We start from the raw sequence: 23,916 nt of genomic DNA on the forward strand, positions 1-23,916 counted from the left end.
CTTCCGGACGACGTCCGGAAGGCGGGGGCCTGCGCGCCCGAGGGCATGCCGCGTGCGGCGGTGCCCGGACTCAGCAGGTCGCTCCGGGTTCCACCGGTGCGAGGTCGAGGAGGTAGCCGTCCACGGCGTCGTCCACACAGCTGCTGCCGCGCCCGTAGGCGGTGTGCCCGAGTCCCTCGAAGGTCAGCAGCATGCCCCCGGTCAGCTGGCGGGCCAGGGACTGTGCCTCGTGGTACGGCGTGGACGGGTCGCCGGTGGTCCCCACGACGAGGACCGGAGGGAGCCCCTCGGCGGCCACCCGGTGCGGGCCGGGCCCGCGGTGCGGCCAGCCCCGGCAGCCGAGCGCGGCGATCACGCTCTCGGATCCGAAGTCGCCCTCGGCGAGGTGCGCCCGGTCGAGGGCCTTCCAGTACTCGCGCGGGTTCTCGGGGTGGGGGATGTCGAGGCAGTCGACCGCGGCGATGGCCACGTCGGAGTTGTCGGGGTGGCCCTCCTCCTCGGCCTGCTCCCCCTCCCCGGCGACCTCCTCCCCGGTCTCCTCCTCCCCGGCGACCTCCTCGCCGGGGTCCTCCTCCTCGCCGGCGGCTATGCCCGCGAGCCCCGTCCCGTCACCGTCGGCCGCGTCGCCCAGAGCCCTGGACAGCGCCTCCCACTGGTCCTCCGGGGTGTACATCGACGTCACGAGGGCGCTGTGCAGGGTGGGCGCGTCCAGGCCCCATTCGCTGTCCGCGACCGGCAGGGGCTCCTTCGCGGTCCGTGCGTAGAGGTCCCGGAGCAGTGCGCGGATGCCCTCGGGGGTGTCCGCGGGGCAGGCGTCCCCCACCACCTCGGCGCAGTACTCGGCGTAGTCGTCGACCGCCTTGCGGAATCCGGCGGCCTGGCTGCCGGCCCGCTCGGCCCAGTCCAGCGAGGGGTCGACGGCCCCGTCCAGCACCATCGCGCGCACCCGCCGCGGGAACAGCTCGCCGTAGCTGGTGCCCAGCGACGTCCCGTAGGACCATCCGAGATAGCTCAGCCTGTCGTCGCCGAGCGCGGCGCGCAGCACGTCCATGTCGCGCGCGGCGTCGGCCGTCCCCACGTGCGGCAGGATCGAGCCGCTGTGCTTCTTGCAGGCGGCGACCGTGCTCCCCGCGGTGGCCAGGGCGGTGCGGCGCTGCTCCTCGGTCGCGGGGTGGAGCGGCTGGGGTCCGGTGTCGCCGTCCTCCGCGTAGACCTCGTCCTCGGGGCCGCAGTCCACGGCGGGCTCACTGCCCGCCACACCGCGCGGGTCGAATCCGACGATGTCGAAGCGGGCCCGTATCCGCTCGGTGAACGACTCCGCCCCGCCGCCCTGGAGGAGGGCGACCCCGGATTCCCCCGGCCCGCCCGGGTTGAAGACCAGCGACCCGATGCGGCGGTCCTCGTCGGTCGCGGTGACCCGGATCAGGGGGAGCGTGAACGTCCTGCCGTCGCCGGGCGCCGAGTAGTCCATGGGGACCCTGAGCGTGGCGCACTCCTCCTCCCCGCAGGGTTCCCACGTCAGCTTCTGGCCGTAGAAGGCGCGCAGGTCGGCGCGGGCGGCGGGGTCGTCGGCGGCATGCGCCTCGGAGGCGTCGCGAGTGCAGCCGCTCAGCGAACCCGCGGCGAGGGCCGCCGCCGCGGCCAGAAAGACGGCGCGGCGGCGCCTGGGAAGAGTGAGCACGTGTGACCGATCCGGAGTCCGTGGTTGGGCATCGCCGCGGCAGGTCAGCGGCGGTGCCAGACTACGGAGCGGGATCCGGCCCGGGCATCGTCCTGAGGTAGAGGACGATCCTCCGCTTCTCGGCCCGGGGAATGACAACCGATGCCGCCGCGGAACCCTCCGGGGTGCTCCCCGCGGCGGGACGTCCCGTCCCCGAGACTCCGCCGGACGCAGGCGCAGCGGGCGCGGCAGCGGCCTGAAGCGCCGTCACCCGGCCGGTGCCGGCGCCCCGGCGGGCGCCGGTCACGCGTCGCGGCGGCCGCGGAACCACCGCGCCACCTCGTGGGCGTGGGTGTCCGGAGGGAAGACCGGGTAGAAGACATGCTCGATCGTGGCGCCGCGCAGGACGAGGGTGAGGCGCCGGTAGAGCGTCTGGCCGTCGGCCTCGAACGTCGGGAGCCCCAGTGCGTCGGCGAGCGTGAGCCGGGGGTCGGAGACCATCGGGTAGGGCAGGTGCAGCCGGTCCACGAGCGCTCGCTGGTAGTCGGCCCGGTCCGAGGACAGGGCCAGCACCCGGTCGACGCCCGAGGCCCTGAGGGCGTCGAGGTTGTCGCGGAAGTCGCAGGCCTCCTGGCTGCAGCCCCGGGCGCCGGGGATGTCGTTCCAGCCCTCGGGGATGTCGGCGGCCGGGTCTCCGGTGAGCGGGTACAGGAAGAGCACCCAGCGCCCTTCGGACACCGCGTCGAGGCGGATGTCGCTGCCGTCGGTGGCGGTGAAGGACAGGGCGGGAAGGGCACGGCCGGGCAGATGGGCGGCGGCGCCGTCGTCCACCGGGGCGGGCAGGTCGGCGGGCAGGGGGTCGGCCTGGGGCAGCATCGCGTCAAGCTCCTTGGGCGGTTCGGTGGCAGTGGTGGTGGGGAAGCCTCGCCGGGCCGCCGCGTCCCTGCGGCGGATCAGCCGGTCCCGGCTGCGGGTCAGCCGGGTGACGAGCAGGTCGAGCGCGTCGATCTTCCGCTGGTAGGCGGCCAGCGACTCGGCGCAGTGGTCGCCCTCGTCATGTCCCGCGCGCAGGCAGGAGAGAAAGGGCCGGGTCTCCCCGGGGGCGAGCCCGAGCGCCCCGAGGCTGCGGATCTCCTCCGCCAGCCTGACGTCCTCCGCGGTGTAGTCGCGGTAGCCGTTGGCCGAGCGGCCGGGGCTGATCAGTCCGCAGTCCTCGTAGTACCGCAGCGCCTTGATCGTCACTCCGGCGGCCGCTGACGCCTCACCTGCACGCATGGGCACCTCCTCGTCCCCCTGACGCTAGACCCGGACCCCGGGGTCCGGGTCAAGGGCGGACTGCCGGCCCCTCGGACCTCGGCTCCCGGGCGCGACCTCGAACAGCTCGGACGGACGTCCGATCCCACGCATCGATGCCTCATGCCGAGGAAATCCGACCGGCCTCGGCTTCGACCACGGAAGGAGCTTCGCGGACTACACCCGCATTGGGCATGATTCCCACCGTGCATGTGGACAGGGACCATCGCGGGCGGAGAAGGTACACGCTGACGGACACAGGAAGCGGCCACGTCTGGGGCGTCTGCGCCGAGGCGGAGGGACTGTTCAGGGAACCCCGGCGTGACACGTACGAACTGTTCGATTGGGTTCCGGACGGAGCCGATGTGCGCGGCCGGGTCGGCAGCCGGGTGTGGCTGGTGCCGGAGGACGGGCCGCTCGACGCCTGGCTGCTGGAGGACGTGGAGAGCCCCGGACGGTACCCGGGAACGAGCAGCCTCGTGCTCACCGGTGTGGACGACTACGAGAGCCTGCCCGAGGGACATCAGGCTCCTGTCCGACTGCACGACGGGTACCGGTGGGTGGGCTCCTGCCGGGAGTTCGCCCGCATCCTGCCGCCCGAGCACGCCGAGCCTCCGCTCGTCCTGCGGGGGATCGCCCCGAGTGATCGGCTACGGCAGGCCCTGGCTACGGGCACCCGGCGCACGCTGGACCTGGAGGAGGTCTGGCTGGAGATACGGGACGACCGGGGCGAACCGCTCACCGACCGGCTGCTTCGCCCCACAGTCCGTACCTGGCAGCCGTCCTCCCGCGGGACGGACCTGATTGATCTGGAACTCGACGGATACCTCGCCCCCGTACCGGGGTACGCCCGGCCCATCTGGGAGCGCTGGCTTGCCGGCCCGCCGGAGGCCCCCGGCGCCTGGGCCGCGCTCGATACCCGTCAGCGTGGGGCCTGGCTCGACCTCGTCCGGGAGCGGGGCTGTCGGCTCGAACACCAGGACCGGCAGGCTGGGCAGGCGTACGAGCTGGACGGCCGGCACATCACCGATGAACCGGGCCTCTACCTGGCACTCGGCGAGGCCGTCAACGGGCCGGGCGGCTACTTCGGCGGCTGCCTGGACGCCCTCGTGGACTGTCTGCGCGGCGGCTTCGGCTACTCCGCCCCCGCAACCTTGGTCTGGCGGGACGCTGCGACTGCGCGTGATTGCCTGTCCTGCGTCCTGGCGCCGGAGGGCGAGGAGTATGACCTGGTCGCCCTGGTGATCGAAGTCCTGACCGAGGGCGGGATGCATGTGACCTTCACGTGAGAATGGCCGCCACCCCGGTGGGGACCCGCTCTTCACGCTCTCGGTCGAGGTCTTCGGATAAAGGCCGCACGGTGGAGGGACGGGGCCGATGCCCTGCCTGCCGTCCGAGCTGTTCGGACCCGCCGGATCGGCTGCACAGTCCCACCGCCTCCGCGTACGAGCGCCGGAGCGCATTGCATAAACGTGCATACCTGCGTATAGTCATGCCATCACCGAGGAGGGTCCGATGGCAGTACGCGCAGCAGTCGCAGGGGCGAGCGGATACGCGGGTGGCGAGGTGCTCCGCCTGCTCCTCGCCCACCCCGGCGTGGAGATCGGCGCACTGACCGGCAACAGCAACGCCGGTCAGCGGCTCGGCGTGCTCCAGCCGCACCTGCCGCCGCTGGCCGACCGGGTGCTGGCGGAGACCGGCGCCGAGGTGCTGCGCGGTCACGACGTGGTCTTCCTGGCCCTCCCGCACGGGCAGTCCGCGGCGGTCGCCGAGGAACTCGGCGACGAGGTCCTCGTCATCGACATGGGGGCCGACTTCCGGCTCCGCAGCGCCGCCGACTGGGAGCGCTTCTACGGCTCGCCGCACGCCGGCACCTGGCCGTACGGCCTCCCCGAGCTGCCGGGCGCCCGCGCCGCGCTGGAGGGGTCCAGGCGCGTCGCGGTGCCCGGCTGCTACCCCACGGCCGTGACCCTCGCCCTCGCCCCCGCCTACGGCGCCGGACTCGCCGAGCCCGAGGCCGTGGTCACCGCCGCGTCCGGCACCTCCGGAGCCGGCAAGGCCCCCAGGGCGCACCTCCTCGGCTCCGAGGTCATGGGCTCCATGAGCCCCTACGGCGTCGGCGGCGTCCACCGCCACACACCGGAGATGGTCCAGAACCTCAGCGCGGCCGCCGGGGAGCCGGTCACGGTCTCCTTCACCCCGACCCTCGCCCCGATGCCGCGGGGCATCCTCGCCACCTGCTCCGCCAGGGCGCGGCCCGGCACCACTGCCGGAGAACTGAGGGCCGCCTACGAGAAGGCCTGCGCCGACGAGCCCTTCGTCCGGCTGCTCCCCGAGGGGCAGTGGCCCGCCACCGCCTCCGTGTACGGGTCGAACAGCGCGCAGGTGCAGGTCGCCCTCGACGAGGCCGCCGGGCGGATCATCGCGATCAGCGCCATCGACAACCTCACCAAGGGCACCGCGGGCGGCGCGGTGCAGAGCATGAACATCGCCCTCGGGCTGCCCGAGGACACCGGACTTTCCACGATGGGAGTTGCGCCGTGAGCGTGACAGCGGCACAGGGGTTCACGGCGGCGGGCATCGCGGCCGGAATCAAGGAGAACGGCAATCCGGACCTGGCCCTGGTGGTCAACACCGGCCCCCGCCGCGCCGCCGCGGGCGTCTTCACCTCCAACCGCGTCAAGGCCGCACCGGTCCTGTGGTCGGAGCAGGTGCTCACGTCCGGCGAGGTGGCCGCCGTCGTCCTCAACTCCGGCGGGGCCAACGCCTGCACCGGCCCCCAGGGCTTCCAGGACACCCACGCCACGGCCGAGAAGGCGGCCGAGGTGCTCGGCGTCGGCGCGGGCGAGGTCGCGGTGGCCTCCACGGGCCTGATCGGCGTCCTGCTGCCCATGGACAGGCTGCTGCCCGGCGTGGAGCAGGCGGCCGCCCAGCTCTCCGAGCACGGCGGCGAGAAGGCCGCCATCGCGATCAAGACCACGGACACCGTCCACAAGACCGCGGTGGCGCGTGGGCAGGGCTGGACCGTCGGCGGCATGGCCAAGGGCGCGGGCATGCTCGCCCCGGGCCTGGCCACCATGCTGGTCGTCCTCACCACCGACGCCGACGTCGACGCCCCCTCGCTCGACAAGGCCCTGCGCGAGGCCACCCGGCTGACCTTCGACCGGGTGGACTCCGACGGCTGCATGTCCACCAACGACACGGTCCTGCTGCTGGCCTCCGGGGCCAGCGGCACCGCCCCGGAGTACGCCGAGTTCGCCGAAGCGGTCCGCACCGTCTGCGACGACCTCGCGCGGCAGCTGATCGGTGACGCGGAGGGCGCCAGCAAGGACATCCGCATCGAGGTGGTGAACGCCGCCACCGAGGACGACGCCGTCGAGGTCGGCCGCTCCATCGCGCGCAACAACCTGCTCAAGTGCGCCGTCCACGGGGAGGACCCGAACTGGGGCCGGGTGCTCTCCGCCATCGGCACCACCCGGGCCGCCTTCGAGCCCGACCGGCTCAACGTGGCCATCAACGGCGTGTGGGTGTGCCGGGAGGGATCCGTCGGCGAGGACCGCGACCTGGTCGACATGCGCTACCGCGAGGTCACGATCACCGCGGACCTGTCCGCGGGCTCGGAGTCCGCCGTGATCTGGGCCAACGACCTCACCGCGGACTACGTCCACGAGAACAGCGCGTACAGCTCATGAGCAGCGCCACGCGGAAGCACACCGCGCTCCCGAAGGCCCAGATCCTCATCGAGGCCCTGCCCTGGCTGACCCGCCACCACGGCAGGACCGTCGTCATCAAGTTCGGCGGCAACGCCATGGTCGACGAGGAGCTCAAGGCGGCCTTCGCCCAGGACGTCGTCTTCCTGCGCCACGCCGGGCTCCGGCCCGTCGTCGTGCACGGCGGCGGCCCGCAGATCTCCGCCGCCCTCGACCGGCACGGGCTGGTGAGCGAGTTCAAGGCCGGGCTGCGCGTCACCACGCCCGAGGCCATGGACGTGGTCCGGATGGTGCTGGCCGGCCAGGTGCAGCGCGAGCTGGTCGGCCTGCTCAACGAGCACGGGCCGCTCGCCGTCGGACTCACCGGCGAGGACGCCTGCACCATCACGGCCACCAAGCACCGGCCGCGCATCGACGGAGAGCTCGTCGACATCGGGCGCGTCGGGGAGATCACCGCCATCGACACCGGCGCGATCCAGGCGCTGCTCGCCGACGGCCGTATCCCGGTCGTCTCGTCCATCGCCCGCTCCGAGGACGACGGGCACGTCTACAACGTCAACGCCGACACGGCCGCCGCGGCGCTGGCCGCGGCGCTGGGCGCCGAGACGCTGATGGTGCTCACGGACGTCGAGGGCCTCTACGAGGACTGGCCCAACAGCGACGAGGTGATCAGCCGCCTCACCGCCACCGAGCTGGAGAAGCTCCTCCCGGAGCTCTCCAGCGGCATGGCACCCAAGATGGAGGGCTGCCTCCACGCCGTCCGCAACGGCGTCACCACCGCCCGCGTCATCGACGGGCGGGTGCAGCACTCGATCCTGCTGGAGATCTTCACCGACGAGGGAATCGGCACCATGGTGGTGCCGGACGGACAGGGGGAGCAGTGACCGCCGAGCAGCAGGACACCGCCGTCGGCGCACGGTGGGGGAAGGTGATGGCCGACACCTACGGCACCCCGGGGCTCGCGCTCGTGCGCGGCGAGGGCGCCTCGCTCTGGGACGAGGACGGCAACCGCTACACCGACTTCGTCGGAGGCATCGCCGTCAACGCCCTCGGCCACGCCCACCCGGCGGTCGTCGAGGCCGTCTCCCGCCAGGCCGCCACCCTCGGCCACGTCTCCAACCTCTACGCGGCCGAGCCGCCGGTGGCGCTGGCCGAGCGGCTGGTGCGGCTGCTGGGCCGTCCCGGCAGGGTCTACTTCTGCAACTCCGGTGCCGAGGCCAACGAGGCGGCGTTCAAGATCGGCCGGCTGACCGGACGGCGCCACATGGTGGCCACCGAGGGCGGCTTCCACGGCCGGACGACGGGCGCCCTCGCCCTCACCGGCCAGCCCGGCAAGCGGGACCCCTTCCTGCCGCTGCCCGGCGAGGTCACCCATGTGCCCTACGGGGACGCCGACGCCCTGCGCGCCGTGGTCACCGAGGAGACCGCGCTCGTGGTCGTCGAGCCGATCCAGGGGGAGAACGGCGTCGTCGTCCCCCCGCCCGGCTATCTGGAGGCGGCGCGGGAGATCACCCGGGCCACCGGCACCCTCCTCGTCCTGGACGAGGTGCAGACCGGCATCGGGCGCACCGGCCAGTGGTTCCGCTTCCAGGCCCACCAGGGAGTCGAGCCGGACGTCGTGACGCTGGCGAAGGGGCTGGGCGGGGGGCTGCCGATCGGCGCCACCGTCGCCTTCGGCCCCGCCGCGGACCTGCTGCGCCCCGGCCACCACGGCTCGACGTTCGGCGGCAACCCCATCGCCTGCGCCGCCGGGATCGCCGTGATCGACACCCTCGCCGAGGGCGGTGTCCTCGACCAGGTGAAGCGCCTGGGCGAGAAGCTGCGGGACGGAATCGAGTCCCTGGGGCACCCGCTGGTCTCCCATGTCCGCGGCAGCGGCCTGCTGCTGGGTATCGTGCTCACCGGGCCGTACGCACCCCGGGTGCAGCAGGCGGCCCAGGGTGCCGGTTTCCTGGTGAACGCCCCCGCCCCCGATGTCGTCCGGCTGATGCCGCCACTGGTCATCGGTGACGCCGAGGCAGACGCGTTCCTCGGGGCCCTTCCGGCCATCCTCGACGCGAGCAAGGGTGAAGGACGAGCCGAAGAGTGAGACGACGATGACCGAGGGCCAGGAGACCGAGCACGGCGGCCCGGCCGTACCGCAGACCCGCACCGCCCGCCACCGCCGGATCGTGGACATCCTCAACCGGCAACCGGTGCGCTCCCAGAGCCAGTTGGCCAGGCTTCTCGCGGACAACGGGCTGAGCGTCACCCAGGCGACGCTCTCCCGGGACCTCGACGAGCTGGGCGCGGTGAAGATCCGCAACACGGGCGGCGAGCTGATCTACGCGGTCCCCAGCGAGGGCGGCTTCCGCACCCCGCAGGCCCCGCTGGGGGAGTCCGCCAAGGAGGAGCGTATGCGGCGCCTCTCCGGTGAACTCCTCATCTCCGCGGAGGCGTCGGCGAACCTGGTGGTGCTGCGGACGCCGCCGGGTGCGGCGCAGTTCCTGGCCTCGGCCATCGACCAGGCCGAACTCCACGACGTCCTCGGCACGATCGCCGGGGACGACACCCTGATGCTGATCAGCAGGGACCCGGTGGGCGGCCAGGCGCTGGCCGACCATCTGCTGCGGCTCGCGCAGAACGACCGCTGAGGCGGGCCGGGACGGGCCGGGGCGCCACGGCGGCCCCGCCCCGCCCGGCGGTGCCGGCCTCCGCGGCCCGGCGGGAGCCGCGTCCCGTCAGCTCCCCCCGGTGCCGCCGCCCGTGTCCGTGCGCGGCGGCAGTGGCAGGGGCAGTGCGGGGAGGCCGTCCAGGCTCACCCCGACGTGGTCCTTCTTCTCGCAGTAGGCCGCGAACTCCTCCTCGGACTTCCGCCCGAAGTACTCGGCGTGCTGGGTGCGCTCCCCGGTGTACTCCATGAACGGGACGGCGAAGCCGCAGGCGTCGGAGACCCGCACCGCGCGCACCACGACCACCGCCCGGGCGCCGGGCCCGTCGGCCTGGGCGAAGCGGCCGATCCACTCGCCCCACCGCGGGTCGTCCCGGAGCACCACCTCGCCCCGGCCGTGCACCCGCAGCACCTTCGGCGGCCCGGAGAACGCGCACCACATCAGGGTGATCCGCCCGTTGCCGGGCTCCCGGACATGGGCGAGCGTCTCCGCGCTGCTGCCGCCGAAGTCGAGGTAGGCGAGCGTCGTGGCGTCCACCACGATCAGCGACCCCGCTCTCCCCTTCGGCGAGACGTTGACATGGCCGTCCCCCGTCAGCGGTGCGGTCGCGGTGAAGAACACCGGCTGCTCCTCGATGAATGCACGGATCCGGCCCTCGATGCGTTCGTACGTCTTCCCCATACGGCGATTGTCCGCCATGGCCCCGCGCCCCCGGCGGGGTGCCCCCGGCACGGCAGCGGGGGTGGCTTTCGGGTGCCGGCGGATGGGGGCCGGGCTCCCGGTGGGCCGGGGAGGATCGGGGAGCCCGGGCCATGCATACACGCTGACCTGCGCATTCACCGCCGATTGACAAAACATACGGTCCACTGCATAGTTATACCCATCAGTGAATGCATCCTAAGGAGAAACCCGTGACCGAGCGCGTCGTACTCGCCTATTCGGGCGGCCTGGACACCTCCGTCGCCATCGGCTGGATCGCCGAGGAGACGGGCGCCGAGGTCATCGCCGTTGCCGTGGACGTCGGCCAGGGCGGCGAGGACCTGGACGTCATCCGCAAGCGCGCGCTCGCCTGCGGTGCGGTCGAGGCCGAGGTCGCGGATGCCAAGGACGAGTTCGCCGAGGAGTACTGCCTCCCCGCGATCAAGGCCAACGCCCTCTACATGGACCGCTACCCGCTGGTCTCGGCGCTCTCCCGGCCGACCATCGTCAAGCACCTCGTCGCGGCGGCCAAGAAGCACGGCGCCGACACCGTGGCCCACGGCTGCACCGGCAAGGGCAACGACCAGGTGCGGTTCGAGGCCGGCATCGTCGCCCTCGCCCCGGACCTGAAGTGCATCGCCCCCGTCCGGGACTACGCGATGACCCGGGACAAGGCCATCGCCTTCTGCGAGGCGAAGGAACTGCCCATCGCGACGTCCAAGAAGTCCCCCTACTCGATCGACCAGAACGTCTTCGGGCGCGCCGTCGAGACCGGGTTCCTGGAGGACATCTGGAACGCGCCGATCGAGGACATCTACGAGTACACCTCCAACCCGGCCGCCCCGCGGGAGGCCGACGAGGTGGTCATCTCCTTCAAGGCCGGCGTCCCCGTCGCCGTCGACGGCAAGCCCGTCACCGTCCTCCAGGCCATCCAGCAGCTCAACGAGCGGGCCGGCGCCCAGGGCGTCGGACGGATCGACATGGTCGAGGACCGGCTCGTCGGCATCAAGTCCCGCGAGGTCTACGAGGCCCCCGGAGCCATCGCGCTCATCACCGCCCACCAGGAGCTGGAGAACGTCACCGTCGAGCGCGAACTCGCCCGGTACAAGCGGCAGGTCGAGCAGCGCTGGGGCGAGCTGGTCTACGACGGCCTGTGGTTCTCCCCCCTCAAGCGGGCGCTGGACGGCTTCATCGACGAGGCCAGCGAGCACGTCACCGGCGACGTCCGGATGACGCTGCACGGCGGCCGTGCCGTGGTCACCGGCCGCCGGTCCGAGCAGTCGCTCTACGACTTCAACCTCGCCACCTACGACACCGGCGACACCTTCGACCAGTCGAAGGCCCAGGGCTTCATCGAGATCTTCGGCCTCTCGCAGAAGATCGCCGCCAAGCGGGACCTCGCGTAACCCCACCCCGGCGCCCGTGCGTTGTACAGGCCGCCTCCCGCCGCCGCGCACACCGCGGCGGCGGGAGGCGGACGCACCTTCCGAACCCCTCAAGGAGCAGCAGCTGTGAGCAGCAACAACGGTGACGTCCGGCTCTGGGGCGGCCGCTTCGCCGACGGCCCCGCCGAGGCGCTGGCGAAGCTGTCCGCGTCCGTGCACTTCGACTGGCGCCTCGCGCCCTACGACATCGCCGGCTCGCGCGCCCACGCCCGCGTCCTGAACACGGCGGGCCTGCTCACCGACGACGAGCTGACCGGCATGCTGGAAGGGCTCGACCGCCTGGAGGCCGACGTGGCCGACGGCTCGTTCACCGGCACCGTCGCCGACGAGGACGTCCACACCGCGCTGGAGCGCGGCCTCCTGGAGCGGCTCGGCCCCGACCTCGGCGGCAAGCTCCGCGCCGGGCGCTCCCGCAACGACCAGGTCGCCACCCTGTTCCGGATGTACCTGCGCGACCACGCCCGCATCATCGGGGGCCTGCTCGCCGACCTCCAGGACGCCCTGGTGTCGCTCGCCGAGGCCCACCCGGACGTGGCCATGCCCGGCCGCACCCACCTCCAGCACGCGCAGCCGGTGCTCTTCGCCCACCACGTCCTCGCGCACGTCCAGTCGCTCTCCCGGGACGCCGAGCGGCTGCGCCAGTGGGACACCCGCACCGCGGTCTCGCCGTACGGCTCGGGCGCCCTGGCGGGCTCCTCGCTCGGGCTCGACCCGGAGGCGGTGGCCCGGGACCTGGGCTTCGAGCGCGGCTCCGCGGGCAACTCCATCGACGGCACCGCCTCCCGGGACTTCGTCGCCGAGTTCGCCTTCATCACCGCGATGATCGGCGTGAACCTCTCCCGGATCGCGGAGGAGGTCATCCTCTGGAACACCAAGGAGTTCTCCTTCGTCACGCTGCACGACGCCTTCTCCACCGGGTCGTCGATCATGCCGCAGAAGAAGAACCCGGACATCGCCGAGCTGGCCCGGGGCAAGTCCGGCCGCCTCATCGGCAACCTCACCGGCCTGCTGGCCACCCTGAAGGCCCTGCCGCTGGCCTACAACCGCGACCTCCAGGAGGACAAGGAGCCGGTCTTCGACTCCTGCGACCAGCTGGAGGTGCTGCTTCCCGCCTTCACCGGGATGATGGCCACGCTCACCGTCCACCGCGAGCGGATGGAGGAGCTGGCGCCCGCGGGCTTCTCGCTCGCCACCGACGTGGCCGAGTGGCTGGTCAAGCAGGGGGTCCCGTTCCGCGTGGCGCACGAGGTCGCGGGGGAGTGCGTCAAGGAGTGCGAGCGGCAGGGCGTCGAGCTGGACCAGCTGACCGACGAGCAGTTCGCGAAGATCTCCCGGCACCTCACCCCCGAGGTGCGCAGCGTGCTCGACGTGCCCGGGGCGCTGGCCTCCCGCAACGGCCGCGGCGGCACGGCCCCCTCGGCCGTGGCCGTGCAGCTGAACGAGCTCAAGGCCGATCTGGTGATACAGCACGCCTGGGCCTCGGCCAAGCAGTGACCCGCCGCACCCCGACCGCCCCCGCCCTGACGGCGGGGGCGGTTTCCGTGTGCCCGGGGCCGGTTTCGCGCCGCGTGCGACGTCCGCGCCGGGTGGCGCGGCCGGAGCCCCGCAAGGGACTCTCCTATATTGAATGAGACATCTGTGTCTCATGTGGGGTACGCTTGTTTCATGGCCATGGATCGAGAACAGGTGCTGCGCGATGCCGCCGCCCTGCTGTCCCGGAAGTCGACCGCCACGATGGACGAGGTCGCCCGGGCGGCGGGCGTCGGCCGGGCCACCCTGCACCGCCACTTCGCCGGCCGGGACGCGCTGGTGCGGGCCCTGGAGGAGCTGGGCATCCAGGAGCTGGAGGCCGCGCTCGCCCGCGCCCGCCTCGACGAGGGCGGCGGCGCCGACGCGCTGCGCCGGCTCGTCGCCGAGGCCCAGCCCTCCGCCGACCTGCTGGCGTTCCTCTACACGGAGAACCAGCTCTTCGAGGGGGACCAGGTCAACGCGGGCTGGGCGCGGCTCGACGCCCGCATCTCGGCCTTCTTCCGGCAGGGGCAGGAGCGCGGCGAGTTCCGCATCGACCTCAGCCCCGCATGGCTCACCGAGGCCCTCTACGCGCTCATCGGGGCGTGCGCCTGGGCCGTCATGGACGGCCGGGTGGCCAAGAACGACTTTTCCCTCATGACCGCCGAGCTGATCCTCGGCGGCGTCCGACGGAGTGTGGAGACATGAGCAGCACCATCCGGCCCGCGACCGGGGCGGACGAGACCCTGTACCGGCCCGGCCGCTGGCTGGCGCTCTCGGTCCTCGTCCTGGCCGTCCTGCTGGTGGCGGTCGACGCCACCGTCCTCGGCCTCGCCACGCCGTTCCTCAGCGAGGACCTGGAGCCGACCGGCAACCAGCTGCTGTGGATCGGCGACGTGTACTCCTTCGTGATCGCCGGGCTGCTGGTGTCCATGGGCAGCCTCGGCGACCGCATCGGCCGCAAGAAGCTGCTGCTCACCGGCGCCGTGGCCTTCGGTGCGGTGTCCGTGCTGAACGCCTACGCGAGCACACCCGAGACGATGATCGTGGCCCGTGCGCTGCTCGGGGTCGCCGGTGCCACCCTGATGCCCTCCACGCTCGCCCTGATCCGGAACATCTTCCACGACCCGCGGGAGCGCAGCATCGCCATCGGCATCTGGGGTGCCATGGCCTCGGCGGGCGCCGCTGTCGGCCCCGTCGTCGGCGGCTTCCTGCTGGAGCACTTCTGGTGGGGATCGGTGTTCCTGATCAACCTGCCGGTGATGGCGGTGCTCGTGGTCGTCGGCGTGAGGCTGCTGCCCGAGTCGAAGAACCCCGCCCCCGGTCCCTGGGACCTGCCGAGCGTCGGCCTGTCCCTGGTCGGCATGGTCGCCGTCGTGTACGCGATCAAGGAAGCGGCGAGCCACGGCCCCGGCGCGGTGGCCGGTGCCGCCGCCGTGGTCGGTGTGCTGGCCCTGTACGGCTTCGTGAGGCGTCAGCTGACGCTCACCTCCCCGCTGCTGGACATGAGGCTGTTCCGCCACCGCGGCTTCTCGGGCGCGGTCCTCGCCGACCTGCTGACCATCCTCGGCCTGTCCGGACTGGTCTTCTTCCTCTCCCAGTTCCTCCAGCTCGTCCAGGAGCGGCGCCCGTTGGAGGCGGGGCTGGCCGAACTGCCCGCCGCGCTCGGCGCCGTGGTCACCGGCCTGGTGGCGGGGACCGTGGCCCGCAGGTTCTCCGTGCGCTCCGTCGTCGCGGGCGGCCTGGCCGCGGTCGGCCTCGCACTGGCCGTCCTGACCGTCGTCGACCGTTCGACGGGCTACCCGCTGCTCGGCGCGGCGCTGCTGGTCGTCGGTGCCGGGGCGGGGTTCTCGTTCACCGTCACCGCCGACGTGATCCTCTCCAGCGTCCCCAAGGAGCAGGCCGGTTCCGCCTCCGCGGTCTCCGAGACGGCCTACGAACTGGGCGCGGCGCTCGGTATCGCCCTGCTGGGCTCGGTGGTCACCGGTGTCTACCGCGGCTTCCCGATACCCGAGGGCGTCCCCGGCCAGGCGGCCCGGGCCGCCCACGAATCGCTCGGCGGCGCCGTGGAGGTGGCCGGCAGCCTGCCCGGGGACCAGGCGGGCGCCCTGGTGGCCGCGGCCCAGGACTCCTTCACCGAGGGACTGCGCCTCGCCGCGGGGGTGGGGGCCGCCGTGCTCCTGGCCACCGCGGTCGCCGCCTGGTTCCTGCTGCGCGGCCAGCGGCTGGAGGAGCGCGCCGGGCACTGAGCCGCGGCCCCGGGCACGGGGCGGTAAACGACGGCGCCAGGCCGGGGCGGATCCGCCCCGGCCTGGCGCCGTCGTCTACCGCGGCCCGTCCCGCGGATCCGCCGGACGGGCGGCCTCAGGCCGCCTTCGCCTTGGTGGCGTACATGTCGACGTACTCCTGGCCGGACAGCCGCATCACCTCGGTCATCACCGAGTCGGTGACGGCCCGCAGCACGTACCGGTCGCGGTCCATGCCCTCGTAGCGGGAGAACTCCATCGGCTCGCCGAAGCGCACGGTCACCCGGCCGGGCCGCGGCAGGCCCGCGCCCCCCGGCTGGAGCTTGTCCGTGCCGATCATCGCGAAGGGGACCACCGGCGCGCCCGTCATCAGCGTCAGGCGCGCGATGCCGGTGCGCCCCCGGTACAGCCGCCCGTCGGGGGAGCGGGTGCCCTCGGGGTAGATGCCGAAGACCCTGCCCTCCTCCAGGATCCGGCGGCCCGTCATCAGCGCCGCCACGCCCCCGTTCGCACCGTCGCGGTCGACCGGGATCATGCCGACACCGGTGAAGAACCACGCCATGGCCCGGCCCTTGAGGCCCTTGCCGGTGACGTACTCGTCCTTGCCGATGAAGAACACCGGCCGGTCGGTCACCAGCGGCAGCACCATCGAGTCGATGAAGGTCAGGTGGTTCCCGGCGAGGATCACCGGTCCGCTCCCGGGGATGTTCTCCGCCCCCTCCACGCGGGGGCGGAACATCAGGCGCAGGAACGGCCCGAGCACGGCCTTGATGAGGGTCAAGCGGGACAACGGGTCCTCCGAGTCGTGGGACGTGCCGTGGGGTGCGACGTCGACGGGCGCCGGTGCGGTCTCGGCCGGGGGGTCTGCGGGCGGGTTCGGGAGCTGGGGTCCGTGCAGGTGAGGACCATACTCGCGCCCCGTGCCCCCGCGCACGTCGGGTTCACGCATCCGATACGCACTGTTGACGCGCGTTCCCGCGCTGTTCGGACGCGGTCTGCCCTGGAGAGGGGGTGCCTGCCTACCATCGGGCGACGTTCGGAACAGTGCGGAAGATCACATGGAGGAACGTTTCATGACACAGGGTGCGAGCAGCGGTCCGGCACGCCGTGCGGTGATCGGGGCGGCCGTCGCCGCCGGCGCGGCGCTGGGGACCGGCGCCGGGGCGGGGGCCGCCCGGGCGGCCGGAAGGACGCAGGGGCGCGGCGGCGGGCCGGGGTACCGGGGCCTGCCGGTCCCCACCGTGATCGCACACCGCGGGGCGAGCGGCTACCGGCCCGAGCACACCCTGGGCTCGTACGGGCTCGCGCTCGACATGGGCGCCCACGTCATCGAGCAGGACCTGGTCCCCACCCGGGACGGCCATCTCGTGTGCCGCCACGAGAACGACATCACCGGAACCACCGACGTGGCGGACCACCCCGAGTTCGCCTCCCGGCGGACCACCAAGTCCGTCGACGGCACCTCCCTGACCGGCTGGTTCACCGAGGACTTCACCCTGGCCGAGCTGAAGACCCTGCGGGCCAAGGAGCGCATCCCGGCCATCCGCCAGGAGAACACCCTCTACGACGGCCGCTGGACGGTCCCCACCTTCGAGGAGGTGCTGCGCTGGGCGGAGCGGGAGGGCCGCCGCCGCGGGCACCCGGTGTGGCTCCATGCCGAGACCAAGCACCCCAGCTACTTCCGGGCTCTCGGCCTCGGGCTGGAGGAGCGCCTGGCGCGGCTGCTGCGGCGCTACGGCCGCCACCGCGCGAACTCCCCGGTCTTCCTCCAGTCCTTCGAGCCCAGCAGCATGCAGCGCATGGCCCGCCTCGTGGCCACCCCCCGGGTGGTGCTGCTGTCCGGGCCCGCCTCCCGCCCCTGGGACTTCGTGGAGGCGGGCGACCCGCGGACCGTGGCGGACCTGGTGAAGCCGGCCGGGCTGGACTGGATCGCCTCCTTCGCCCAGGGCATCGGCCCCACCCTCGACCTGGTCGTCCCGAAGGACGCCGCCGGGCGGCTGACCGAGCCCACCACCCTGGTCCGCGACGCCCACGCGCGCGGGCTGCTGCTCCACCCCTACACCCTGCGCAACGAGAACGCCTTCCTGCCGGCCGACTTCCGGCGGGGTACCGACCCGACCGCCTACGGGGACGCCTTCGGCGCCTACCGCGCCTACTTCGCGACCGGGATCGACGGCATCTTCACCGACATGCCGGACACCGGGCTGCTCGCCGCCGAGGAGGTCTGACGGTCCGGCGGCTCGGGGGCGGCGGGAGGGCCCCGCGGCTCCCGGGGGCCGCCGCCCTCCGCGGCGTCCGCCACCGGCCCCCGCCGGCAGCGGTGCCGGCGAGGACGCCGCGGCCCGCAACCGCAGGGCCGCGGCACCGCGTCCTCGGCTGTGCCGGCCGCGCCCGCGAACCGGTGACACGGACAGGACGGGGGTCGTGCCATGGGTGGATCGACCGGTTGGGCGAGACGGGGGGCGTGGCTGATCGCCCCGCTCGCTCTGGCCTCGACGGCGGTGGGCTGCAAGGGCGGTGACGTCCCGGGAGCGGCTCCTCCCGCGGCGGAGGTCTCCTCGCAGCCGTCCGGCGCCACCCCCGGTGAGGAGGGCGGCAAGGAGCCCGCCACCCCCGTTCCGGGCTCCCCGGACGACCCCGGCGGGAGCGGGGCGTCCGCCGCGCTGACCTGCGAGCAGCTCCGCGACGCGGAACTGCAGACCTCCGCCTTCCGCATCCCGGACGCCCCGCCGGGGGCCATCGCGTTCACCGACGGCCGCTGGGAGGGCGGCGGCGTCGTGGTCGAACTCCAGCCGCAGTGCGCCGTCGGCCAGATGACCGGCGACCCGGCGCACGACGCGGTGGCCGCGGTCAAGGTGACGACGGGCGGAACCGGCCGGTTCTACGCCCTGGTCACCTGGCGCAACGACGGCGGGACCCCGGTCCCCGCCGCCGCGGTGTCCCTGGGGGACCGGACGCCCGTGGAGTCCGTGGCCGTCTCCGCGGCACCCCCCGCGCGGGCCACCGCCGTCTACCTCACCCGCGGTGAGGCGGACCCGGCGGCCGTGGTGACGATCCGGCGGACGGCGGTCTACCGGGTCGCCGGCCCCCTCATGGCCGAACTGCACCGCAGCGACACGCCGTACCACCCGTGAGGCCCGGCGGGCCGCCGCCGGCGGTTCGCCGACAGGGGCCGGACGCCCGGGGCCGGGACCGCTTCCGGCGGCCCGGGCCCGGCGCTCCCGACCGCCCCGGGGAGGCCGCCTCCCCGGGGCGGTGACGCCCCCCGGGGCCGTTCCCCCGTACGGGTGGACCCGCTGCTTCGGGGAAACCGGCGCGCCAAGGGCGGGCGTCCCGTGCACCGTGACCGTCCCCGAGGAAGACATCCCCACCCCGCCCGCCGCGGTGGTGGGCGCGCTGGGCGCCCTCGTCGCGGCCGAGGCGACCGCCGAGGCGCCCGGCGCCGCCGCCGAGGCCGGCGACCTCGAACAGGCCGTCTGGCTCCGGCTGCTGGAGCGGCTCGACGGGGACGGCGTCCTTCCGCCGGACGCCGCCCGCTGGATCCGCTCGGCGGTGCGCGCCGAGGCGCGCCGCACCCGCAGGACCGCCGCGCGGGAGCGTCCCCTCCGCGGCGACCCCCCGGCCGCCCCCTTCGCCGAGGCCGCCTCGTCCGCCGGGCCGGAGCGGGCGGCGCTGCACGCCGAACGGCGCCGCGCAGTGCGCCGCGCCGTGGCCGGGACTCCGGGGCGCTGCCCCCGGCTGCTTTCTGCGATGTTGGCACCGGAAGACCTCACCTACCGAGAAATCGCAGGGGCGTTGGGTATCTCACAGGGCAGTCTGGGGCCGATGCGTTCCCGTTGCCTGGGATGTCTGCGCAGAATGCTCGCGGCAGAGGTTGCAGCTCCCGGCCATCGGGGAAGGGAGCGGTAGACAACCGGTGTATCAGGTGAGCGGGAGGCATGCGCACATGGGCATGAGCGTGACCATCTCAGCGGCGACGGAGCAGGACGCCGAGCACATCCTCAAGCTCCAGTATCTGTGCTACCAGGCCGAGGCCGAGCTCTACGGCGACTACGGCATCGAGCCCCTCACCCAGAGCCTCGCCGACCTGCGCGCCGAACTCGCCCGGGGTCACGCCCTGGTCGCCCGTCTCGGGAGCGAGGTGGTCGCCTCCGTGCGCGGCACGGTCGAAGGGGACGGCACCGCCCGGATCGCCAAGCTCATCGTGCACCCCCGGATGCAGCACCACGGGCTCGGCGGCCGCCTGCTCGACGCCATCGAACTGCGCTGCGCCGCCGAGGGCGGCGCCAAGCGCTTCCGCCTCTTCACCGGCCACCGCAGCGAGAGCAACCTCCGCTTGTACCGCAGCCGCGGCTACGCCCCCGTCGGCACCGAGCAGGTCGGCCCCCGGCTGACCGTGGTCACCCTGGAGAAGGAGTCCGCCCCCGGCGACTACGCCGCCAGCGCCTGACCCGGGCCGGCCGGGCGCGGGACGCCCTCCCGCGCCCGGGACGCCCTCCCGCGCCCTTGCTCCGGCGGCCCCGCCGGGGCACGGCCCTCAGGCCCCGGTGGAGCGCGAGCGCCGCAGCCAGACCATGCCGGTCACCGGCAGCAGCACCGGGATGAACAGGTACCCCATCCCGTACGCCGACCACACCGTGGAGTCCGGGAAGGCGGACGGGTCGGCGAGCGTCCACGTCCCCACCACCAGCACGCCCGCGAGTTCGGCGCCGCAGCACACGAGCGCGGCCCGGCGGGCCGCCTCCCCGCCCCGCACCAGGGTGTAGGTGATGAAGGCGTACACCACGGCCGCGACCGCGGAGAGGGTGTGGGCCAGCGGGGCGCTGCCGAAGTCGGTGAGGATCTGGTAGACGGAGCGGGAGACCGCCCCGACGGACATCACGCCGTACAGCCACACCAGCAGCAGTCCGGGGCCCGCCACCAGCCGGGTGCGCCCGGCTCCCGCGACCGCGGTGTCCTCCGCGCCCTCCCGCGCCTGCCCGGTCCCTGTCATCGTCAGCCTCCCCAGACGTCGTGGAGCCGGACCTCGAGCACCGCCAGTACCACGGCCCCCGCCGCGACGGTCGCCGAACCCCAGCGGGTGCGCTCCGCGAGGGAGAGGAAGCCCGCGGCCGGCACCGCCAGCGCCGAGCCGACGAGGTACGCCAGGAAGATCGCCACCCCCTCGCCGGGCCGCTCGCCGCGGGCCAGCTGCACGATGCCCACCACCAGCTGGACGAGGGCGAGGGCGGAGACCACGGCCATGCCGATGAAGTGCCTGTCCTTGGTGGGCAGGTCGCGGTAGGCGGCGAGGCCGCACCAGGCGGCGAGGGCGAGCGCGGTGGCGGCCACCGCGATCGTCAGGGCGTCGAGCATGGGGCCGAGCGTATTACGGCCACCCGGCCCGACGGCCGCCGGGCCGGTCCGCCGGTGGCGGCAGCGTCCGTCTCCCGTGGTCCCGGCCACAGCGCCGACGCACCGGTGTGCTTCCGGGGCCCGGGGCGCCGAGCTGCCCGACGGTGCATCGGTGCAGGTGGAGGGCGGTTCGGCCGGGGAGTCGGCCACCTCGGGCCTGTCCACATACCGTAGAGCGGCTGTCCGAATAACGGACAAGCGCCCGAGGGCGACCCCACCGTCTGCTTTACTTGCAGCCATGACCACGACGAGCAGCCGCACCCTTGCGACCGAGGCGATCACGACGCCCGGTGCTCGTTGTATGTGTCGAATGTGCGCCTTCTGAGGGTCCCCGACCGAGCCTCGCGCCCCGAAGCGAGACCGACGGCCCGAGCCCGTCCGGCACCCGCCCGCAGCGGGACGCCCGGACCGGCCCGCCCCGCGCACGCACCCGGCCACCGCGCCGAACCGCCGTGCCCGCGAACGCCGTCCGCACCGAAACGCCCCGTGCCCGGCGGACACCGCGCCGCGCACTCGACAGTGACGGAAACCCTGTGATCACCACTACGGGCCTGACCAAGGTCTATTCAGCACGCGGCCGCGAGGTCGCCGCCCTGGACGGCGTCGACCTGCACGTCCGGGAGGGAGAGGTCTTCGGCGTCATCGGACAGAGCGGTGCCGGGAAGTCCTCGCTCATCCGCTGCGTCAACCTCCTGGAGCGCCCCACCTCCGGGACCGTGACCGTCGCGGGACAGGACCTCACCGCCCTCGCGGGCCGGGGCCGCCGCGCCTCCCGGGACCTGCGCGCCGCGCGCACCCGGATCGGCATGGTCTTCCAGCACTTCAACCTGCTCTCCTCGCGCACCGTGCAGGACAACGTCGAACTCCCCCTGGAGATCCTCGGCGCCTCCGGCGCGGACCGCTCCCGCAAGGCGCGCGAACTCCTCGACCTCGTGGGCCTCGCCGACAAGGCCGCCGCCTACCCCGGTCAGCTCTCCGGCGGGCAGAAGCAGCGCGTCGGCATCGCCCGCGCCCTCGCCGGCGACCCCAAGGTCCTCCTCTCCGACGAGGCCACCAGCGCCCTCGACCCGGAGACCACCCGCTCCATCCTCCGGCTGCTGCGGGACCTCAACCGCGAGCTCGGCCTGACGGTCCTGCTCATCACCCACGAGATGGACGTCGTCAAGTCCGTCTGCGACTCCGCCGCCCTGATGAGGAAGGGGAAGATCATCGAATCCGGAACGGTGAGCGAACTGCTCGCGACCCCCGGCTCCGAACTCGCCCACGAGCTGTTCCCCGTGGGCGGCGAGCCCTCCGGTCCCGACCGGACCGTCCTCGACGTGACCTTCCACGGCGAGACGGCCACCCGGCCGGTGATCTCCCGGCTCTCGCGCACCTACAACGTCGACATCTCGATCCTCGGCGCCGCCATGGACACCGTCGGCGGCCGCCAGATCGGCCGGATGCGCATCGAACTGCCCGGCCGCTACGAGGACAACGTCGTGCCGATCGGCTTCCTGCGCGAGCAGGGCCTCCAGATCGACGTCGTCGACAGGGGCACCGGCGCCGCCGGGCCGCCCGCCGCTGTGCTCCCCGGGACGCGCGCCGCCGAGGCGGTGGCCACGTGACCTGGTCCGAGATGCAGCCCCTGCTCACCCAGGGAACCCTCGACACCCTCTACATGGTGCTGTGGTCCACCCTCGTCACCGTGGCCGGCGGTCTGCCGCTCGGCGTGCTGCTGGTCCTCACGGACAAGGGCGGACTACTCCAGAACACCCCCGTGAACAAGGTCGTCGGCACGGTCGTGAACATCGGCCGCTCCCTGCCCTTCCTCATCCTGCTGATCGCCCTGATCCCCTTCACCACCCTGGTCGTCGGCACCTTCATCGGCCCCACGGCCATGATCGTGCCGCTGGCGATCGGCGCCATCCCCTTCTTCGCGCGCCTCGTGGAGACCGCCGTCCGCGAGGTGGACGCCGGTCTCGTCGAGGCCGTCCAGTCCATGGGCGGATCGATCCCCGTGATCGTCCGCAAGGTCCTGCTCCCGCAGGCCCTGCCCTCCCTCGTGTCGGGCGTCACCACCACCGTCATCGTGCTCATCGGCTACTCCGCCATGGCCGGGGCGGTCGGCGGCGAAGGGCTCGGCTCCAAGGCCGTCACCTATGGATTCCAGCGCTTCGAGACGGAGTTCATGCTGGTCACGGTCGTGATCCTGGTCGCCCTCGTGAGCATTGTCCAGCTCCTGGGCGACGGGACCGTACGGCTCCTCGTCCGCCGCGGCCGCGCCGCGGCGTGACCGCACGGGAGCACGCTCCACCCCACGGCCCGCACTCCTTGTCCGGGCCTCGCACCACCTGAGAAAGAGGCACTTTTCGTGCGTAGGAACATCACCGCCACCGCAGCCGCCGCGGCCACCGCCGCCCTCGCCCTCGGGCTCACCGCCTGCGGAACCTCCTCCGACCCGGGCGCCTCCTCCGGCGCCGCGGCCGACGGCTCCGCCCCCCTGGTCGTCGCCGCCTCCCCCACCCCGCACGCCGACATCCTCGCCTTCGTGAAGGACAACCTGGCCGAGAAGGAGGGGCTCACCCTGGAGATCAGGGAGTTCACCGACTACGTCCTGCCCAACACCGCCACCCAGCAGGGCCAGGTCGACGCGAACTTCTTCCAGCACAAGCCCTACCTGGACGACTTCAACGAGAAGAACGGCACCACCCTCGTCCCCGTGGCCGACGTGCACCTGGAGCCCCTCGGCCTCTACGCCGGGAAGGCCGGGAGCCTCGAGGACATCACCGCCGGGCAGACCGTCGCCGTCCCCAACGACACCACCAACGAGGGCCGCGCCCTGCACCTGCTGGCCGACAACGGCCTGATCACCCTCAAGGAGGGTGCCGGCACCGACGCCACGCTGGCCGACATCGCGGACGCCAAGGGGCTGACGTTCAAGGAGCTGGAGGCCGCGACGCTGCCCCGAGCCCTGAACGACGTCGACGCGGCCGTGATCAACGGCAACTACGCCATCGAGGCCGACCTCCGGCCCGCCCGGGACGCCCTGGTCCTGGAGAAGGCCGAGGGCAACCCCTACGCCAACCTCCTCGCGGTCAAGAAGGGCGACGAGGACGACCCGCGCGTGGCGAAGCTGGTGCGACTGCTGCACTCCGCCGAGGTGGCCGACTTCATCGCGGACGAGTACCAGGGCTCGGTCGTCGCGGCCTTCGACCCGGCCGGGTAGCCCTTCCGGCCCACGGCCCGACGACGGCCCCGCGCACCCCGCTGGGTGCGCGGGGCCGCGTCGCGCCGGCACCCGGCCATGCGCGGCCCGCGCCCGATGTT

23 protein-coding genes are annotated in these 23,916 nt (G+C 73.3%); 17 read left to right on the forward strand and 6 right to left on the reverse strand.

Going from position 1 to position 23,916, the window contains the following annotated elements; all coding sequences use genetic code 11:
• Window positions 1-70: 70 nt before the first annotated feature.
• Window positions 71-1,681: an alpha/beta hydrolase gene (locus tag NPS70_RS13760; RefSeq protein ID WP_256524491.1), complete on the reverse strand. Its 1,611-nt coding sequence runs from the start codon at window positions 1,679-1,681 to the stop codon at window positions 71-73.
• A gap of 282 nt (window positions 1,682-1,963) precedes the next feature.
• Complete coding sequence (locus tag NPS70_RS13765; protein WP_256524492.1) at window positions 1,964-2,935, reverse strand: redoxin family protein; 972 nt, start codon at window positions 2,933-2,935, stop codon at window positions 1,964-1,966.
• Window positions 2,936-3,147: 212 nt separating this feature from the next.
• Here NPS70_RS13765 and NPS70_RS13770 point away from each other — a divergent pair, with 212 nt between their 5' ends.
• The 6 genes from NPS70_RS13770 (at window position 3,148) to NPS70_RS13795 (ending at window position 9,296) form a co-directional block, all read left to right on the forward strand.
• Window positions 3,148-4,242 (forward strand): barstar family protein, encoded by a 1,095-nt coding sequence (locus NPS70_RS13770; RefSeq protein ID WP_256524493.1) that lies wholly within the window; start codon window positions 3,148-3,150, stop codon window positions 4,240-4,242.
• Window positions 4,243-4,468: 226 nt separating this feature from the next.
• On the forward strand, window positions 4,469-5,497 hold the full coding sequence (gene argC, locus NPS70_RS13775) for an N-acetyl-gamma-glutamyl-phosphate reductase (protein WP_256524494.1): 1,029 nt from the start codon (window positions 4,469-4,471) through the stop codon (window positions 5,495-5,497).
• The gene (argJ, locus tag NPS70_RS13780; RefSeq protein ID WP_256524495.1) at window positions 5,494-6,645 is read left to right on the forward strand and encodes a bifunctional glutamate N-acetyltransferase/amino-acid acetyltransferase ArgJ; all 1,152 of its coding nucleotides are present in this window, start codon (window positions 5,494-5,496) and stop codon (window positions 6,643-6,645) included. Before argC ends, argJ begins: the two co-directional genes overlap by 4 nt.
• Window positions 6,642-7,547, forward strand: coding sequence for an acetylglutamate kinase (gene argB, locus NPS70_RS13785; protein WP_256524496.1), 906 nt, complete (start codon window positions 6,642-6,644; stop codon window positions 7,545-7,547). The genes argJ and argB overlap by 4 nt, the downstream gene beginning before the upstream one ends.
• Entirely contained in the window at window positions 7,544-8,752 is a 1,209-nt protein-coding gene (locus tag NPS70_RS13790; protein WP_256524497.1) for an acetylornithine transaminase, read from the forward strand. Before argB ends, NPS70_RS13790 begins: the two co-directional genes overlap by 4 nt.
• Before the next feature lie 7 nt (window positions 8,753-8,759).
• Window positions 8,760-9,296, forward strand: a complete 537-nt coding sequence (locus NPS70_RS13795) for an arginine repressor (RefSeq protein WP_256524498.1) — start codon at window positions 8,760-8,762, stop codon at window positions 9,294-9,296.
• An 87-nt stretch (window positions 9,297-9,383) separates the two neighbouring features.
• Here the strand turns inward: NPS70_RS13795 and NPS70_RS13800 are convergent, their stop codons facing one another.
• Window positions 9,384-9,995, reverse strand: coding sequence for a pyridoxamine 5'-phosphate oxidase family protein (locus NPS70_RS13800; RefSeq protein ID WP_256524499.1), 612 nt, complete (start codon window positions 9,993-9,995; stop codon window positions 9,384-9,386).
• Between the two features lie 230 nt (window positions 9,996-10,225).
• Here NPS70_RS13800 and NPS70_RS13805 point away from each other — a divergent pair, with 230 nt between their 5' ends.
• From NPS70_RS13805 to NPS70_RS13820, 4 genes are all read left to right on the forward strand, one after another.
• Window positions 10,226-11,419, forward strand: coding sequence for an argininosuccinate synthase (locus NPS70_RS13805; protein WP_256524500.1), 1,194 nt, complete (start codon window positions 10,226-10,228; stop codon window positions 11,417-11,419).
• Between the two features lie 105 nt (window positions 11,420-11,524).
• Window positions 11,525-12,952 (forward strand): argininosuccinate lyase, encoded by a 1,428-nt coding sequence (gene argH, locus NPS70_RS13810; RefSeq protein WP_256524501.1) that lies wholly within the window; start codon window positions 11,525-11,527, stop codon window positions 12,950-12,952.
• Between the two features lie 171 nt (window positions 12,953-13,123).
• Window positions 13,124-13,675: a TetR/AcrR family transcriptional regulator gene (locus NPS70_RS13815; RefSeq protein ID WP_256524502.1), complete on the forward strand. Its 552-nt coding sequence runs from the start codon at window positions 13,124-13,126 to the stop codon at window positions 13,673-13,675.
• Window positions 13,672-15,216, forward strand: a complete 1,545-nt coding sequence (locus NPS70_RS13820) for an MFS transporter (RefSeq protein ID WP_256524503.1) — start codon at window positions 13,672-13,674, stop codon at window positions 15,214-15,216. Before NPS70_RS13815 ends, NPS70_RS13820 begins: the two co-directional genes overlap by 4 nt.
• 115 nt (window positions 15,217-15,331) lie before the next feature.
• Here NPS70_RS13820 and NPS70_RS13825 read toward each other — a convergent pair whose 3' ends face one another.
• Window positions 15,332-16,003 (reverse strand): 1-acyl-sn-glycerol-3-phosphate acyltransferase, encoded by a 672-nt coding sequence (locus tag NPS70_RS13825; protein WP_256524504.1) that lies wholly within the window; start codon window positions 16,001-16,003, stop codon window positions 15,332-15,334.
• Between the two features lie 283 nt (window positions 16,004-16,286).
• On the opposite strand from NPS70_RS13825, the gene NPS70_RS13830 reads away from it, so the two are divergent.
• The 4 genes from NPS70_RS13830 (at window position 16,287) to NPS70_RS13845 (ending at window position 19,663) form a co-directional block, all read left to right on the forward strand.
• Window positions 16,287-17,441 carry a glycerophosphodiester phosphodiesterase gene (locus tag NPS70_RS13830; RefSeq protein WP_256524505.1) on the forward strand — a complete coding sequence of 385 codons (1,155 nt, stop codon included), beginning with the start codon at window positions 16,287-16,289 and terminating at the stop codon, window positions 17,439-17,441.
• 201 nt (window positions 17,442-17,642) lie between these two features.
• Window positions 17,643-18,347: a hypothetical protein gene (locus NPS70_RS13835; protein WP_256524506.1), complete on the forward strand. Its 705-nt coding sequence runs from the start codon at window positions 17,643-17,645 to the stop codon at window positions 18,345-18,347.
• Between the two features lie 208 nt (window positions 18,348-18,555).
• On the forward strand, window positions 18,556-19,122 hold the full coding sequence (locus NPS70_RS13840; protein ID WP_256524507.1) for a sigma-70 family RNA polymerase sigma factor: 567 nt from the start codon (window positions 18,556-18,558) through the stop codon (window positions 19,120-19,122).
• Window positions 19,123-19,159: 37 nt separating this feature from the next.
• Window positions 19,160-19,663, forward strand: coding sequence for a GNAT family N-acetyltransferase (locus tag NPS70_RS13845; RefSeq protein WP_256524508.1), 504 nt, complete (start codon window positions 19,160-19,162; stop codon window positions 19,661-19,663).
• Between the two features lie 87 nt (window positions 19,664-19,750).
• Here NPS70_RS13845 and NPS70_RS13850 read toward each other — a convergent pair whose 3' ends face one another.
• Together NPS70_RS13850 and NPS70_RS13855 are read right to left on the reverse strand one after the other, a co-directional pair.
• On the reverse strand, window positions 19,751-20,206 hold the full coding sequence (locus NPS70_RS13850) for a hypothetical protein (RefSeq protein WP_256524509.1): 456 nt from the start codon (window positions 20,204-20,206) through the stop codon (window positions 19,751-19,753).
• 2 nt (window positions 20,207-20,208) lie between these two features.
• Window positions 20,209-20,568, reverse strand: a complete 360-nt coding sequence (locus NPS70_RS13855) for a hypothetical protein (RefSeq protein WP_256524510.1) — start codon at window positions 20,566-20,568, stop codon at window positions 20,209-20,211.
• A gap of 572 nt (window positions 20,569-21,140) precedes the next feature.
• Between NPS70_RS13855 and NPS70_RS13860 the strand changes: the two genes are divergently transcribed.
• The 3 genes from NPS70_RS13860 to NPS70_RS13870 all read left to right on the forward strand — a co-directional run bounded on the left by NPS70_RS13860 (window position 21,141) and on the right by NPS70_RS13870 (window position 23,815).
• Window positions 21,141-22,214: a methionine ABC transporter ATP-binding protein gene (locus tag NPS70_RS13860; RefSeq protein ID WP_256524511.1), complete on the forward strand. Its 1,074-nt coding sequence runs from the start codon at window positions 21,141-21,143 to the stop codon at window positions 22,212-22,214.
• A complete protein-coding gene (locus tag NPS70_RS13865) occupies window positions 22,211-22,882 on the forward strand; it encodes a methionine ABC transporter permease (protein ID WP_256524512.1) in 672 nt (223 codons plus the stop codon). Before NPS70_RS13860 ends, NPS70_RS13865 begins: the two co-directional genes overlap by 4 nt.
• 78 nt (window positions 22,883-22,960) lie before the next feature.
• Window positions 22,961-23,815 (forward strand): MetQ/NlpA family ABC transporter substrate-binding protein, encoded by an 855-nt coding sequence (locus NPS70_RS13870; protein WP_256524513.1) that lies wholly within the window; start codon window positions 22,961-22,963, stop codon window positions 23,813-23,815.
• The last annotated feature ends 101 nt before the right edge of the window (window positions 23,816-23,916 follow it).

This window comes from Streptomyces sp. C10-9-1, from assembly GCF_024497955.1.
Taxonomy (GTDB): Bacteria; Actinomycetota; Actinomycetes; order Streptomycetales; family Streptomycetaceae; genus Streptomyces; species Streptomyces sanyensis.